Annotated in this window: 13 protein-coding genes and 1 pseudogene; 5 read left to right on the top strand and 9 right to left on the bottom strand. The window is 40.8% G+C overall.

Annotated features, from left to right (window positions below; genetic code table 11):
* Positions 1–51: 51 nt before the first annotated feature.
* Positions 52–2,388, bottom strand: coding sequence for a WD40 repeat domain-containing protein (locus UYK_RS0115000; protein WP_009454605.1), 2,337 nt, complete (start codon positions 2,386–2,388; stop codon positions 52–54).
* 687 nt (positions 2,389–3,075) lie between these two features.
* Positions 3,076–3,465, bottom strand: coding sequence for a hypothetical protein (locus UYK_RS0115005; RefSeq protein ID WP_009454607.1), 390 nt, complete (start codon positions 3,463–3,465; stop codon positions 3,076–3,078).
* A gap of 310 nt (positions 3,466–3,775) precedes the next feature.
* Here UYK_RS0115005 and UYK_RS0115010 point away from each other — a divergent pair.
* A pseudogene (locus tag UYK_RS0115010) lies at positions 3,776–4,114 on the top strand (formate dehydrogenase accessory sulfurtransferase FdhD); the annotation flags it as partial.
* On the opposite strand, the gene UYK_RS27790 reads toward UYK_RS0115010, so the two are convergent.
* Positions 4,077–4,172, bottom strand: coding sequence for a potassium-transporting ATPase subunit F (locus UYK_RS27790; RefSeq protein WP_200860994.1), 96 nt, complete (start codon positions 4,170–4,172; stop codon positions 4,077–4,079). The pseudogene UYK_RS0115010 and the gene UYK_RS27790 sit on opposite strands and share 38 nt — an antisense overlap.
* 205 nt (positions 4,173–4,377) lie before the next feature.
* On the opposite strand from UYK_RS27790, the gene UYK_RS0115015 reads away from it, so the two are divergent.
* A complete protein-coding gene (locus UYK_RS0115015) occupies positions 4,378–5,484 on the top strand; it encodes a DMT family transporter (protein ID WP_009454611.1) in 1,107 nt (368 codons plus the stop codon).
* 32 nt (positions 5,485–5,516) lie between these two features.
* On the opposite strand, the gene patD is transcribed toward UYK_RS0115015, so the two are convergent.
* Positions 5,517–5,867, bottom strand: a complete 351-nt coding sequence (patD, locus tag UYK_RS0115020) for a heterocyst frequency control protein PatD (RefSeq protein WP_009454613.1) — start codon at positions 5,865–5,867, stop codon at positions 5,517–5,519.
* Between the two features lie 315 nt (positions 5,868–6,182).
* On the opposite strand from patD, the gene UYK_RS0115025 reads away from it, so the two are divergent.
* Positions 6,183–8,456: a RelA/SpoT family protein gene (locus UYK_RS0115025; RefSeq protein ID WP_016871682.1), complete on the top strand. Its 2,274-nt coding sequence runs from the start codon at positions 6,183–6,185 to the stop codon at positions 8,454–8,456.
* Between the two features lie 79 nt (positions 8,457–8,535).
* Here UYK_RS0115025 and UYK_RS0115030 read toward each other — a convergent pair whose 3' ends face one another.
* From UYK_RS0115030 to UYK_RS0115050, 5 genes are all read right to left on the bottom strand, one after another.
* Positions 8,536–8,862, bottom strand: coding sequence for a hypothetical protein (locus tag UYK_RS0115030; RefSeq protein ID WP_009454618.1), 327 nt, complete (start codon positions 8,860–8,862; stop codon positions 8,536–8,538).
* Positions 8,863–8,871: 9 nt separating this feature from the next.
* Positions 8,872–10,302 carry a radical SAM protein gene (locus tag UYK_RS0115035; protein ID WP_009454620.1) on the bottom strand — a complete coding sequence of 477 codons (1,431 nt, stop codon included), beginning with the start codon at positions 10,300–10,302 and terminating at the stop codon, positions 8,872–8,874.
* A gap of 130 nt (positions 10,303–10,432) precedes the next feature.
* Positions 10,433–10,708 (bottom strand): DUF3611 family protein, encoded by a 276-nt coding sequence (locus tag UYK_RS0115040; protein WP_009454622.1) that lies wholly within the window; start codon positions 10,706–10,708, stop codon positions 10,433–10,435.
* Positions 10,709–11,295: 587 nt separating this feature from the next.
* Positions 11,296–11,814 (bottom strand): GNAT family N-acetyltransferase, encoded by a 519-nt coding sequence (locus UYK_RS0115045; protein ID WP_016871684.1) that lies wholly within the window; start codon positions 11,812–11,814, stop codon positions 11,296–11,298.
* A complete protein-coding gene (locus UYK_RS0115050; RefSeq protein WP_016871685.1) occupies positions 11,814–12,365 on the bottom strand; it encodes a GNAT family N-acetyltransferase in 552 nt (183 codons plus the stop codon). Before UYK_RS0115050 ends, UYK_RS0115045 begins: the two co-directional genes overlap by 1 nt.
* Positions 12,366–12,443: 78 nt before the next feature.
* On the opposite strand from UYK_RS0115050, the gene UYK_RS0115055 reads away from it, so the two are divergent.
* Together UYK_RS0115055 and UYK_RS0115065 are read left to right on the top strand one after the other, a co-directional pair.
* On the top strand, positions 12,444–14,324 hold the full coding sequence (locus UYK_RS0115055; RefSeq protein ID WP_016871686.1) for an ABC transporter ATP-binding protein: 1,881 nt from the start codon (positions 12,444–12,446) through the stop codon (positions 14,322–14,324).
* A 112-nt stretch (positions 14,325–14,436) separates the two neighbouring features.
* The gene (locus UYK_RS0115065; protein ID WP_016871688.1) at positions 14,437–15,705 is read left to right on the top strand and encodes a DNA double-strand break repair nuclease NurA; all 1,269 of its coding nucleotides are present in this window, start codon (positions 14,437–14,439) and stop codon (positions 15,703–15,705) included.
* The last annotated feature ends 303 nt before the right edge of the window (positions 15,706–16,008 follow it).

The following is a 16,008-nucleotide window of genomic DNA, read 5'->3' on the forward strand; positions in this document are numbered from 1 at the left end:
AACCACTAACCACTAACCACTAACTACTAACAATTGACAATTGACCATTGATTAACTTATCTGCCAAATTTTAATAGTTTTATCTGAACTGCCACTGACGATCAACTGACTATCAGGGCTAACAGCAATAGTATTTACTGCTGCGGTATGTCCGTTGAGAGTGCGTAGAAGTTCTCTGGTATACAAACACCAAATTTTGATGGTTTTATCAGCACTACCACTAAAAAGAAGTTGTCCATCTGGACTAACAGCGACTGATTTTACTTCATCTGCATGACCAGTGAAGGTATGCAGCATCTTCCCGCTTTCAAGTTCCCAAATTTTGATGGTTTTGTCAGCACTACCGCTAAATAAAAGTTGTCCATCTGGACTAATGGCAACTGAGTATACTTCACCTCCATGTCCGTTGAGAGTGCGTAGTGGTTCGCCTGTGCGCGGGTTCCATAAGCGAATTTTTTGATCGCTGCTGGCACTGGCTAGGATTTTACCATCAGGACTGATGGCGGCACCATGAACAGCAGAGGAATGCCATAGAGTACAAATGCGATCGCCTTTTTGTAGGTTCCAAATCTTGATTTTGTTACTACCGCTAGCCAGAATTTCTCCATCAGGACTAATCACTACGAAATTCACGGGTTTTTGGTGTCCCAAAAGTTTGTGCAGTAGTTTTCCAGTGGATAGATGCCAAACTTTGACATTACTTCTAGGATGTTCGCAACTACCAACAGCAAGAAAATTCCCATCTGAACTAACAGCAACCGATGAAACTTCTCCCAAATCATCTTTAAGGGTGCGAATCACTTTACCTGTGTTTAAATTCCAGACTTTAATGGTTTTGTCTGTACTCCCACTGACTAAAATCTGTCCGTCTGGAGTGATGGCGACAGATGAAATTTTGCCTGTATGTCCGCTGAAGGTGTGACTAACAGAAGCATTTCCCAGTTTGTGTGTGTGTTTGGAGTTGGCGATCGCATATAAAATTTCTTCTACATTGTTGATACTCTGACTATCGCCAACTGCTGAAAAATATTCTCTAAGCTTTTGCAAATATGGTGTATCTGCTATTGTTGCGGCGCTACGCATCGCCGCAAATAGATTATGAGTTTGCACTTGTGGTACTTCGTGCAATTGTAACCATGTGTCAATAGAGTATTGCAATTGTTCGTCCGCCAAAGAGCGATCGCTCAAATGTGATAAACTCTGGGCTAATTGCAGAGCTAATTCAGGAATCCAATAACGATGTTTTTCTTCTAAAGCTTGGTAGACTTGTTTGTATCCTGAGGCGATCGCTTGCAGTGATTGCAAGTCAATGGGACTGTTGAGCAAACTCGGCAGTAAATCTGGTAGCAGAGGTGGGACATCGTGATGAACCAGATGATAAATATCAGCTATCCAACCAGCAACTAGACAGTGACAGGTAATTAAAACTTGGCAAAGTTGCTCCAAATCTTGACGATTGATTTGATATCGTAGGGATAATTTACTAACATCTACTCCCTTCGCTCTCCATTTTTCTTCTTTCTCCAAAATTGCTAAATTACTGGCATTTTCTTTACCTAAGTAATTAATTTCCTCTACATTTTCTCCTAGTGCTATTAATTCATCTCGTATGCTTCTCCACTCATAGGCGCGGTTTTTTGCCGACTGTTCCACAATTTCTCTGTAAGATATCCGAGAAATAGTTTTATAGTAATAACGCTCTTGCCCCAGCCCCCAATAACCAATCCGAAAATTGAGGTAATCTCCATCTGCTTCCGACTCTAAAATCAAAATTGGCTCTGTTTTCAACATTCCAAACAGAGCCTTAATACTAGATTCGCTGTGAAAACGCTTACTATCCCATGCTCCTGCTAAAAACTCTGTTGGTCTAATTGGATCTTGTAAGGAATAATATTCACTGAGAAAATCTCGTAATCCTTCCGCCAACATTAACTCGATGTCAGCAGCGAATTCCTCTTGTCGCAAATCAAACTGATCAAACCCCACTTTTGGAGGTGCTAGGAAAATTTTTAGAGGTCGGCGTTCATAATTAGTATTAGACTCTAAAATCTGCGAAGGATACAACCGCAAAGGCCAACTATCAAATAGTTTATTAACCTCTGGAATCTTTAGTGCTGTTTCCTGTTCTTGAGTTGCAATTTGTAACTGCGTCTGATGGTAGTAAACTGCTAGCTGCTGTTCCTCTGGCTTTTGTTGTTCATCATATCTTCCCAAATAGCTAAGTTTCTCACTAGCACTGCTGACAGTTTGGATAATTTCTTGAATTTGGGCGGGATAATCGTTCTTAGTTTCATCAGGACGTGCATCATTACTTTTTTGTACTAAAGTTGCAATTACAGGCGCAAATTCTAGCACTAATTGAAGTAGTAACTTTAAGCCTTGCTCCATACACAAGATGCCTGCTAAATAAACTTAAAAGCTTTCAGTATCATCAACGCTATAGCCTCATTCAATCAGGTATGACTGCCATCCGGCAAATTACCATAATATGGCGATTTTACTACTTTTTTACATCCAAATTTGCAGGAAAATGAGCAAATGAGCAATAATTTATCGTAGACTCTGCTATCACAAAGCTGAGTGTTGATTACCATAAAAATTTAGCGATAATTCCGTCAAAAACCCACAAAATCTCATAAAAATCAAAATGCGGATTGTGTGATTTGCTTTCCTCCTCAACACCGGAATTAAAAATAGCAAGGGAAGCCTTTAATCCGCAGCATAACTATGGAAACAGACTGAACTTCATCACTTCCATATAATCGTTATACTACACCCATTTAAACCAAAAAAATGTTAAGTAACTTAGATGATGGAGTGATTATAGTCCAACATTTATTTCTACGGTCACAAATAAATACAGTGGATACCTCAATTTCCTTAATAACTTGAACTGATATGATGTCCGATTAATTGCTTAGAATATAAAGCTTGGGCATTGAGCATAGTGAAAAAATAACCAATGATCACCAATCACCAATTACCGACCCCGACGGATAATATATCTTGATAAGACCCTGAACAATCAAGGTCTTAGGTTAACAAAAAATTATTAAATTAAAACTCTAAAATTATCTAAAATCTTGCTCCCAATTGGCCGTTGATGCCGCGCACAGAGTTGTAACCTGCACCCAAGAATAGATTATCACCAGCGCCCACCTGAACCCCGCCTGAAACTGCAAGTCCTTTATCTTCTGAATAGTATCCTAAGCCTACATATGGTGAAACCACTGGTAAACTGATAAATTTTAATACATCTACCCCTGTAGCACTGTCGGGGCCAATTCCCAATTCAGCACCCCAATTCAAAGCCCTTGCACCCACAGAGTAAGTTACATCACCATCTTTGCTACCAACTGATACCCAAGGTTGTGGTACTAATTGAGCATGAGTGATTTGTGGAGTAAATAACACTAAAAAACCAACTGATGTAATGATTTTTCTAAAAATGGTTGCTGTTTTCACCTTTTTCTCCTATTAGTCTTTAGCTAATAGTGACGGATTTTACCTGTTTATGTGCCAATCTTAAAAATAGGGTTTAAAGATTAGAGGTTAAGCATTGCCATTCCAGGAATGATAAATTACGAAAAGTGCTAGAGCAAGTCATTCGCTCTCATACTTAAGGCCAATAGCTAATCATTAATAGGAATAGAAAAACACTTTTTTCTCAATGTGAGCCATTAGCAACTAACAATTAAAAATTCTCATGAGCGAACCTAAAGGCAGTAAAACTCAAGCTAGAGTTTGGGTGGTGGAAAATGGCAAAATGCGATCGCGAGGAGGTCTGCACGCTGCTGCTTTATTTGATGCTCAAGGGCAGTTGTTAACAGTAACAGAGGATGTAGGACGTCACAATGCCTTGGATAAACTCATTGGTTCAGCTTTATTAAGCGATCGCTTACCTTTGCATAATCACATTGTGATGGTCAGTGGACGCTCTAGCTTTGAGATTTTACAAAAGTGTATAGTTGCTGGAATTCCAATTATTTGTGCTGTTTCTGCTCCTAGTAGTTTAGCAGTTTCTGTAGCTAAGGAGTTTGGCATCACTTTAATCGGATTTTTGTGCGAACAAAAGTTCAATGTTTATTCTGGACGGGAAAGAATAAATATATAGCCATCACAAAAAATAAATATATAGAAAGAGCAACCGTGACTATTCCTAATAGTCCCAAATAGTCCCAACGCCCAAGCCTGAGTCCGCGATCGCACTCAAGCAGGTTTGATCCAGTGACCCTTTTGGCAAAGGAAAGAATTATTGTCTATAACCTTCTGCCTTTCTTCGGTCAGTAAGTATTCTTTCCTTCACAAAAAGACATAATTCGGTAAAATTAGGTAAAGCAATTTATGCAGTTGTAAAACAAAGGCGTCAGCAATCTCATGCAGCTGAAATTCAGTGCATCTCGGCTTTCCTTAACTCCCCTAATTCCAATCGCACCCTTTTTTCTTTGGGGCACAGCGATGGTGGCGATGAAAGGAGTAATTTCCCACACCACACCATTGTTTATGGCCGGGGTGCGGATAATCCCAGCAGGGGTACTGATTTTAATTGCAGGTGCTTTTATGGGTAGACCCCAGCCTAAGGGTTGGACTGCTTGGCTGTGGATTGCTTTATTTGCTTTGGTAGATGGGGCATTATTTCAAGGCTTTTTGGCTGAGGGATTAGTGAGAACTGGTGCTGGCTTGGGATCAGTGATGATTGACTCCCAACCTTTGGCGGTGGCTTTGATGTCTTCTTGGTTGTTTCAAGAAAGAATTGGTTTGTGGGGATGGTTAGGACTTTTGTTGGGTGTCACGGGGATCAGTTTAATTGGCTTACCGGATGAGTTGATTTTAGGTCTTTTGTCTCACAACACTCCTGAAATTTTGCTTTCTCCCACTCTCCCGTTCCTAAATTCTCTGTTTACTAGTGGCGAATGGTTAATGCTATTGGCAGCATTGAGTATGGCTGTGGGAACGGTGATGATCCGCTTTGTCAGCCGTCATGCTGATCCCGTCACTGCTACAGGATGGCATATGGTTATAGGTGGTTTACCCCTGTGGGGGATTTCATCGGTTGTCGAATCTCAACAATGGCAGAATCTCGTACCATCTGACTGGGCAGCTTTGGGGTATGCTACGGTATTTGGCAGCGCAATTTCCTATGCCTTGTTTTTCTATTTTGCTTCTAGCGGTAATCTGACTAGTCTCAGTTCTCTGACTTTTCTCACGCCTGTATTTGCCTTATTATTCGGCAATTTATTGCTGCAAGAAGTCCTCAGCCCGTTACAGTGGATAGGAGTTGGTTTGACTTTAATTAGTATTTACCTGATTAATCAACGCGATGTTTTAGCTGGTGTAGAGGAGATCGGGGATCGGGGATCAGGTACAAGGGAAGAGGGAGAAGGAGGACAAGAGGAATACTTAACACCCAACCAGCAGCCAGCAACCACTAACCAATGTAGAGACGTGCCATGGCACGTCTCTACAACAACCACCAACCACTAACTTTGACAATTGACAATTGACAATTGACCACATCACTTTTCTGGTGCTTCTGATTGCAGAATAGTTTGACAGTATTCGATGATAATTGTCAGGCGATCGCTAATTGTTTTGAGTCGATCAACAGCAGTTGCAGCTTGTCGCGCACCTTGAAGAAACATCACGTCAATTTCCAACAGTCGCAGTTGCTTACTCATCTCTGTCTTGTAGGATAGTTCCCGTATTTTTTCCTCTGCTAAAGGTAAAATCTGCTGCCGAAAAAATTCTTGTAAAGACAAAAGATGCTGTCGCAGTTGCTGGGCATCTGTTTGGTGAGTTGCTGCTTGCGAGCGGAGTTGCTCTAATAGTATTACGAAGGTGTGATATCTCTCTTGATTGACAGACATTCAGTGCTAATTGAGATACTATTAATGTCAAGTAATTTTTCTTATACAATACTCTTCTCTAACCTTTTGTTAAGGTTTAGGACTCCAAAATATTAAATTTGGAGTCTGATTTGCCATCATTAGATTCTGATGACTATTATGCTTGACACCCAATACAGGATAATTTGCCCAAGCTTCTTGTTTAAGCAATTATCCTGCGATCGCTTTTTCCTCCGCCGTGTCAGCAGCAAATAGTTTTTCGACGACATTCAAAGTCAAGTGTGTTCACTCCTCCGTCTAACCACCGAATCATCTCCAGCCCCGCTATATTTTATGATGAGCAGCACAATTGTCAACCACCCTATTGATATAACTCTTCCAGAATGGCTAGAAAGTTGTTTGCGTACACCGCCTGTAGACGGTGCTGCAACGGAAGAAGATCGGAAATATTATGATACAAGTTTGATTTGTCGAGCCTTTGAGTTTGCTTATCAGCTGCATCAAGGTCAGTACCGCAAATCAGGAGAACCATACATCTGTCATCCGATTGCTGTAGCTGGAATGCTACGTGATTTAGGTGGTAGTGCAGCTATGATAGCAGCTGGATTTCTTCATGATGTAGTAGAAGATACAGATGTTACAATAGAAGAAATAGAACAGCGTTTTGGGTCAGAAGTTAGATGCTTAGTTGAAGGCGTCACCAAGCTATCTAAAATCAATTTCAAAAGCAAAACTGAAAGTCAAGCCGAAAATTTTCGGCGGATGTTTTTAGCAATGGCGCAAGATATTCGCGTGATTGTAGTGAAGTTGGCAGATCGCTTACACAACATGCGGACATTAGAATATATGCCAGAAGAGAAACGCCGTCGTACCGCCACAGAAACACGAGAAATTTTTGCTCCCCTAGCAAATCGCTTGGGGATTTGGCGTTTTAAATGGGAATTGGAAGACTTAGCATTTAAATATTTGGAACCAGAAGCTTTTCGACAAATTCAGCAGCTTGTTTCGGAAAAACGTACAGATCGAGAAGAGAGATTGAAAAAAATCTCAGAGACATTAAGAACTCGACTTGCAGAAGCAGGAATTCGCTGTCTTGATATCAGTGGACGTCCCAAGCATCTTTATAGCATCTATCAAAAGATGCAACGGCAAAATAAAGAATTTCATGAAATTTATGATTTAGCAGCACTGCGAATTATTGTACAAACGAACGAGGAATGTTATCGCGCTTTAGCGGTCGTTCATGATGTCTTCCGCCCGATTCCCGGTAGATTTAAAGATTATATTGGATTGCCCAAGCCCAACCGTTACCAATCATTACATACCGGGGTAATAGGTCCTTGGGGACGACCTTTAGAAGTGCAAATTCGGACAATGGAAATGCACCATGTGGCAGAATATGGTATTGCTGCTCATTGGAAGTATAAAGAAACTGGTGGTTCTCACACTGGCTTAACTGCATCAGATGAAAAATTTACTTGGTTGCGGCAGTTATTAGAATGGCAAAGTGATTTAAAAGATGCCCAAGAATATTTAGAAAGCATCAAAGATAATCTTTTTGAAGAAGACATTTATGTCTTTACTCCCAAAGGGGATTTAGTTGCTTTAAAACCCGGTTCTACGACAGTAGATTTTGCTTATCGCATTCACACAGAAGTAGGGAATCGCTGTACGGGAGTGCGGGTAAATGGTAGGATGGTGCCACTTTCAACACGCTTACAAAACGGCGATATCGTTGAGATTATTACTCAAAAAAATGGTCATCCTAGTCTGGATTGGTTGAACTTTGTTCGGACTAGTGCAGCAAAAAACCGGATTAAACAATGGTACAAGCGATCGCGCCGGGAAGAAAATATTGCTCGTGGACGCGAATTATTAGAAAAAGAACTTGGGAAAACAGGTTTTGATAATGTGCTGAAATCAGAAGCAATGCAGGCGGTAGCAGAAAGATGTAATTACCACTCTACAGAGGATTTACTCGCTGGTTTGGGTTATGGGGAAGTTACACTCAACTTGGTGCTGAACCGTTGGCGAGAAATCGTCAAAGCACAGCAGCCTGCTACTAACGAGCCAGATAATACCACACACCTACCTACCACAGCTAAGGCGGCGTTGTTACGAGAGGCGACGCCCATAACTTCCCGTGCTAGTGATTCGCCTATCGTCGGCGTAGAAGGGTTATTGTATCACTTAGCTGGGTGTTGTACCCCTATTCCCGGCGAAGCAATTATCGGTGTAGTAACACGGGGCAAAGGAATTTCGATTCATCGCCAAGGGTGTCATAATCTGGAAAAAGTAGAATGCGATCGCCTTGTACCTGTAAGTTGGAACCAAGCAGTAGAACACAGTGGTCGTCCCGTAACTTACGCGGTGAATTTGCAAATTGAAGCACTAGACCGAGTAGGAGTATTAAAAGATATTTTGTCACGACTCAGTGACCAAGGAATCAACGTCCGTCATGCAAATGTCAAAACATCGTTTGGTCAACCAGCATTGATTGATTTGGGGATTGAAATTCGCGATCGACCTCAATTAGAACAGTTGTTTACTCAAATTAAGAAAATGAGTGATATTCTTAATATCCGTCGCGTTGGTCAAATTGACGAATAATATCATGTTTGATTGGATATCTTAGTCATGGGAAATAGGTAATAACAGTGCGGTTTACCTATTTCCCAACCATTGATTATTAAGATGTTAAATTTATAACCCAAATCCAACAGCCACCATTGAGTAAAGCAGTGAAAATCGCACCAATAATAACCCCCTTCATCAAGGCAAATTTTTCTTGCCTTTTCAGTCGCAAAAGCACAGGAATGATATATACAACTTGCGTTATACCAATTCCAAAAAAATAGACTAAAAAAATTGTCTGAAAAAATCTGATGCTATATTGAGAAGCAATTATTAATTCTATATAAGCAAGAATGCCCAAAATCAAAGTTGCGATGATATGCATTCCCAGGACGAGAAAAATTCCGCCGATCACATAATAAAATTCATTCCTTCTCGACATGTAGCTTCCTTAATTGGCAAAATTAAGTCTTTGATTATTAATCAAATCATACCCTGTACTACCTTGGCGATAAAATATATTAAAAGTATCAAAGGGAATGATTCTGCCATCTGGGTGGACAATATGAATACACGATCGCTTCACTGAACGCACATCAAAGTTATAGGGATCAAGAAACTGGACAATCATCACCCGAAAAATATTGGCGTAGGTAATTCCTTCGGGAACGGGAAGCATTGGCAAACAACACAAAAGCTGCTTTAATGATGTGGCGGCAGAAGTAGGTGAATGACTGGTGGAAAATAACTCAAAAATGTGGCGTTTGAGTTCTGGGTTTTGTTCATAAAGTACACTGTTGGGCATAATTTCCACAAACTTTTCAGGATTAATTAACCCAGTTAGAGGTATAACTTTACCATTTAATTTGAGTGCATAAGCCATTGCCAAACAATCGGGATGGCAAGGAACAGGTAGAATATCTTCTGGTTTAAAATAAGGACTTTGTTGTAATATTGACCTGCGTACTTCAGTAAGAGTGTACCTGTCTCGCTTGGGATCAAAGCCTTGCAAACGTCCAGCAGCTTGGATTGGTTGAAACGTCACGCCGCGTACGCAAGGCTGTTGCAAAGCATACTCAATTATTTTGCCGATTTCGTGGTCATTCAGCCCTTTTTTGAGGGTAACAACTAAAGTTGTAGAGATATTATACTCATTGAGGTGAGCGATCGCCATTTTCCTAACGCTACGCAAATCTACACCCCGCAAATCTTTTAGCGCTTCTGCCTCCAAGCTATCAAATTGCAGATATACTTCTATACCAGGCATATATTGACTCAGGCGACTGCAAAAAGTTTTATCTTTCGCAATTCGCACGCCATTAGTATTAATCATTAAATGTTTAATTGGCTTGCTTTTGGCAAGATCCATAATTTCAAAAAACTCTGGGTGGATTGTTGGTTCACCACCACTCAACTGCACAATTTGCGGTTCTCCCTCATTCGTCACTACCGCATCAATCATGCTTGCAATTTCTGCTAAACTGCGGTGTCGTCTGGATTGATGAGAAACTTGTGAAAATTCTTCCGCACCGGAATCAGCATAACAAATTGGGCAAGAAAGATTGCATCTATCTGTAACTTCTATTAAAGTTAAACAACTATGCTGTTCATGATCTGGGCAGAGCCCACAATCATAAGGACAACCATATTTAATTGGTGTATTAAACTTGAGTGGCATATCTCCTGGTTTGATAAATTCCAGGGATTTTTTGTAATATCCAACATCATCAGCAATTAAAACTTCTTCTCGTCCGTGGGTGGGACAATGTTTAATTAAGTAAACGCGATCATCTTGAAAAATGATTTTTGCTTCGACTTTGCTGAGACACTTGGAACAAATACTATTTGTCAAAGCGTAAAATACGTAATTGCGAGTAGGCATAGTGCAGAAGTTTGTTTTTAAAACCACGATAAAATTTATCTTTTGGAAATCGCACACAGTGCAAGGCGATAAACACCGATGTACACAGATAGATTATTTACCGGAATGCATTTATGTTTTGAAGTGCTGTTTATTCACCAGGCTGTGGTATGAGCCTATACAATAGCCACAGAGCAACAATTACTCCCACCAATTCCGCAGCGATCGCACAGCTAACTGCTTGCATAGAGATAATTTGCAGGGGAGTAATTGGTAAATTTGAAGTTGTGATCGCCGCACCAGGTAAGGGTGTATATAGGGGGATACTTCCCAACACTAACTGTAGCCAGAAACCAATCCAACCTAGTATGCGAAATTTGCTGGCAATTCTACGAACGTTGGTTGATGGCGAGTGTGATGTATGCATACATATATAGAGTGATAGGGTAGATGCTAAAATTTCTTGGTGTCTTAGTGTCTTTGTGGTAAAAAATTAACTTTTGAACCACCAAGCCACTAAGACACAAAGGTAAAAATACTAAAATTCGGGAAATTTTTTGAGGATTTTTACCCACCACCAAAGGGCTGATGCTAAAACGTCATGGGAGCAACTGCGGAAATATCTGGCTCACAACCACCTACTTGACTGGTAATAAGTATCCATAAATACTGCGATAATTCTCTGTTCTATCTCTGTGTTCTCTGTGCCTAGTGCGGTTTATTAATGCACAAATTTAGCTGTGCCACGCCACTACTGGCTGAAGATTTACTGGTGATAATACTGTGTTATGCCTCCTCTCAGGTATTTTCGCCTACAATAAGGGGATGAAAAATCGACCACCGATGCACACTGATGCACACCGATGGACACAGATGTATTTTGCGTTGGTGACTAATACCAAGTTGTGTTTAAAAACCTCACCCCTATCCCCTCTCCTTGGTAAGGAGAGGGGATAGGGGTGAGGTAATATCTATGAATGCAACTTGGTATAACACAAGATTACGTGCGATCGCTCATTCTCCATTACCTCTATCAGCAGCATAAATCTCGTAGTAAAGTAAGGGTTTTTCGTTCACTATCGCTCTTTTTGTCCAAGACATGCCTATTTTTTCCAACACCCGAATTGAGCGATCGTTTGGCTCATCGACGTCTGCAACTATATATTTAATACCCAGGTCTGCAAATGCATAATCAAGCACAGCTAAAGTTGCTTCGGTTGCATAACCACGTCCCCAAAACTGGGGTCGGACACCAAAAATTAAACTTGGTGCTGTTTCGGTAAACTGGAGTAAACCTGCAAACCCTGCTATCTGGTTGTTTTGCTGAGCAAACAACAACCAAATTCCGTAACTGTGATTGCGGAAACTGGCAATACTAGCTTCAATGAAAGATTGGGCTTCTTCACGGGAGATTTGGCGATCATCGAAGAGAAATCGCCGTATATCCGCATCACACCATAAATTGTGTAGAATGTCAAGATCCTCAAGTTGGCATGGTCGTAGGTGCAGACGGTCAGTATGTAGTAAATTCATTACAATAACAGAGTATAACTAGATTCGTCCGGTTGCCAAGCTGCTCGTGTCAAAGCATAATACACTACATCTAAATTATAGAAATGAGCATCTTTTTCATACTTTAACCCTGCTTTTTCCATCACACGACGGGAAGCATTATGCTCTGGTAAGGTGATGGCAACAATTTTATCTAAGTTGACTTCCTCAAAACCATACCTCAAACTGGCTTTTGTCGCTTCTGTGGCGATACCTTGATTCCAATAAGCTTGATCCAAACGATAAAGAACTTCTACTTCTGGACTATTTGGTAAGAAATTTAAACCGCAATGACCGAATAATTTATTTGTAGCTTTGTCTACTACAGCCCAAACACCAAAACTGTGCTGTTTCCAATGCTGAATAAAAAATTCTAAAATCTGTTGTGTTGCTTCTTTGACTTGGTCTTGGGGAATAGGCTCTCTGGGTGAGTATTTCATTGCTTCTGGATTACTCAAAATTACTGCTGTTTCATCCACATCATCAAGGGTGTAGGGTCTGAGTCGTAATCGCGCGGTTTCAATCTCTGGCATGGTGACGAGTAGGAATGCAAACACTATATTAAAAAAATTTGCTTATAGTATTGTAAAAATTAATATAATTTTCCTATTATGAGTATCTCTATCCCTCGAAAAAAATCTCACTCAGGATACCGTCGGCGTGAAAATGACTGGCGGTTATTTTTGCGATTGCTACCCTATGCTCGTCGTCATGTGCGATCGCTGACGTTATCAATAATATTACTTGTACCAGTAGCTGTATCTAATGCTGTCCAACCATTGTTGATTGGACAGGTTATTTCCCTGATTCGTAAAGAACCGAGTACCTACGAATTTCTACGTAATATACCGTTCTGGCAAGCCTTACAATTTCTGGAAGTGTTGTTAGTAATAACGGTGATTATCCGCCTTATATTCACAGGCTTTCAGGGTTATTTGGTACAGAAGGTAGGACAACAAATCACTGCTGACATTCGCCAAGATTTATTTCATCACGTTACATCTTTGGCAGTGCGCTTTTTTGACCGCACACCTGTAGGTAAAATAATTACTAGACTTACCAGCGATGTGGAAGTGTTAGGAGATGTCTTTGCCACTGGCGCCATTGGCATTGTCTCTGATTTATTCTCTATGCTGATGATAGTCGGTTTTATGTTTTCGATCCAGTGGCAGCTTGCTTTGCTGTTGCTGGTGATGCTTATCCCTGTATCGGCTTTAATAATTTATTTTCAACAGCAATACCGTAAAGCTAATTACAAAGCCAGAGAAGAACTTTCAATATTAAATTCCCAACTGCAAGAAAATATTGTTGGTATTAATGTTGTGCAACTCTTCCGCCGGGAAAAATTTAATGCTGAGTTGTTTCGCAAAACCAATACACGTTATGTCAAAGAGGTAGATAAAACGATTTTTCATGATACAGCGGTATCTGCAACATTAGAATGGGTTTCCTTGGTGGCGATCGCAGCTGTTTTGTGGATTGGTGGTTATTTACTTTTGCAAAATAACTTGACTTTTGGAACCTTGTCTTCATTTGTATTGTATGCTGAAAGGCTATTCCAGCCATTACAGCAATTTGCGGAAAAGTTTACGGTGATTCAATCAGGTTTCACCGCCATCGAACGTGTTTCTGATGTTTTAGATGAACCCATCGAAATACGCGATCGCGCCAACCCCAGGGTATCAGTTTTTGATGTTCAATTTGGCTATATTGATGAAATAGTGGAACATCTTGAATCTGAAGCTGAACATTCCAAACCACAATTAGGAGAAATCAAATTTGAACACGTTTGGTTTGGATATAAAGAAGATGATTACGTCATTAAAGATTTAGATTTCACGATTCATCCCGGAGAGAAAGTAGCATTAGTCGGTCCCACCGGTGCGGGTAAAACTACTATCATCCGTCTTTTGTGTCGTCTCTATGAACCCAGCCAAGGACGCATTTTAGTTGATGGTATAGATATCCGAGAATTACCCCAAGCCGAACTCAGGCGCTACATGGCGGTAATTTTGCAAGAAGGTTTTTTATTTGCTGGCGATGTGAAAAGCAATATTACCTTAGCAGATGGCTACTCTTTTGAGGAAGTGCAACAAGCAGCAGAGAAAACTAACATTGCCCAATTTATTGAACAACTTCCTCAAGGATATAATACCCAACTGCGGGAGAGGGGTACAAATCTTTCTAGCGGTCAAAAGCAACTATTAGCCTTTGCTCGTGCAGCAATTCGCAACCCCCAAATTCTAGTATTAGATGAAGCTACAGCTAGCCTAGATGTAGGAACAGAAGCATTAATTCAAGAAGCTTTAAACAAGCTATTGATCGGAAGGACTGCAATTATTATTGCTCACCGTCTATCTACAATTCGCAACGTAGACCGGATTTTTGTACTCAAGCGTGGAGAATTAATAGAACAGGGAAATCATGAACAGTTATTGCAACTAGGGGGACTTTACGCTACCCTACACAACCTACAGATGTTAGGAAGTTAATTTTTTTGTTGGTTGTTGGTTGTTGGTTGTTGGTTGTTAGTGGTTATTTCCATACTCCCCACACTCCCCACCTCCCCACCTATCATGTAATTTAAAATCCCAAAATTCTCCTATGCTTGACCTGACCAAACTAACACGACAAATGCAAGGTTTGAGTCAGCATCTTACACAAGAAGCTGCTGCTAGTCGCCAACGTTTAGAATTAGCTCAACAACATTTTCTTAACGCTTGCGATCGCCAAGAAGAATTTATACAGAAGCAGGAAAAATGGCGCGATCGCATTCTGTTTGCTAGTGCGACTCCTGTTGAACCACTCAACACTTGTATTGAAATCCCTGTTCCCCCCAAAGTTCATACTGTGATCGCCACTGATGGTTCCCAAATAGCGCCTAACCATCATGAAATAGCCTACTGCTATCTACTCAATATTGGCAGAGTCGTTTTGCACTACGGTCAAAATAAACACCCGCTTCTAGATAGTTTACCGGAGATATTTTATCGTCCAGAAGACTTATACATTTCCCGTCAGTGGGGAATTAAAACCGAAGAATGGATGAGTTATTGTCGTACCGCCAGCGAAGCCACAGTCTTAGCAGAATTAGCCTGTAGTGTTGTCTCAAAAAATACAGAAACATCTCCTCCCCACACTTCCAGACGCGATGAATCGCGTCTCTACATTACTTCCCACACTCCCCACACTCCCCCCACTCCCAAAATCCCCACCCTCGCAATGGTCGATGGTTCGTTAATATACTGGTTTTTAGAACAATTACCCTTTGATGCACGCGATCGCATTTTACCCCCAATCCTGCAAGCTTGGCGACAAATGCGGGATGCTCAAATTCCCCTGATGGGTTATCTCAGCGCATCTCGTAACATCGAAGCAATGAACTTCTTGCGTCTTTTGGCTTGTCCCCATCCTGTGCCTGATTGTATGAGTTTTTGCCCCAATCAACTGGAAAAAGTTCCCTGTAAGGTGTTTGAACCGCTACGAGATACAACACTTTGGACAACGCAACTTCAACCAGGACAACGTGGTCCCCTGTGGCGTAGTAATGCCCGTATCCTAGACTTATACGAAGACTTACAGATTTACTTTTGTTATGTCCACGTAGGAGCCGAAATTGCCCGGATAGAAATACCTGCGTGGGTAGCAGAAAATACATCTTTATTTGAGGAATCACTAGGATTGATGTTGGCACAAGTGCAAAAAGGATATGGCTACCCCGTAGCCATAGCTGAAGCACACAATCAAGCAGTAGTACGTGGTGGGGATAAAGCGCGTTTCTTTGCTCTTTTAGAACGACAAATGATCAAAGCTGGTTTGAGAAACGTGGGAACATCTTATAAAGAAGCAAGAAAACGGGGAAGTATTGCATAGTAGAGTTTTAGGACTTACGCACACTCTACGAATCCTTGGCGTTTTAGCGGTTCAATATAAAATTTTCATTCTAAACCCCAACAGAACGCAGAGTAAGACAGGAAAGAGGTTAATATCATGTCCGGTGAAACACTTATCATATTTGTGAAGGACTGTAGGTAATGGAAAAAACCAATTACCAATTACCAATTACCAATTACCAATTACCAATTACCAATTACCAATTACCAATTACCAATTACCAATTACCAATTACCAATTACCAATTACCAATTACCAATTACCAATTACCAATTACCAATT

The sequence above is a fragment of the Fischerella thermalis PCC 7521 genome, assembly GCF_000317225.1.
In the GTDB taxonomy this organism is placed as follows: Bacteria; Cyanobacteriota; Cyanobacteriia; order Cyanobacteriales; family Nostocaceae; genus Fischerella; species Fischerella thermalis.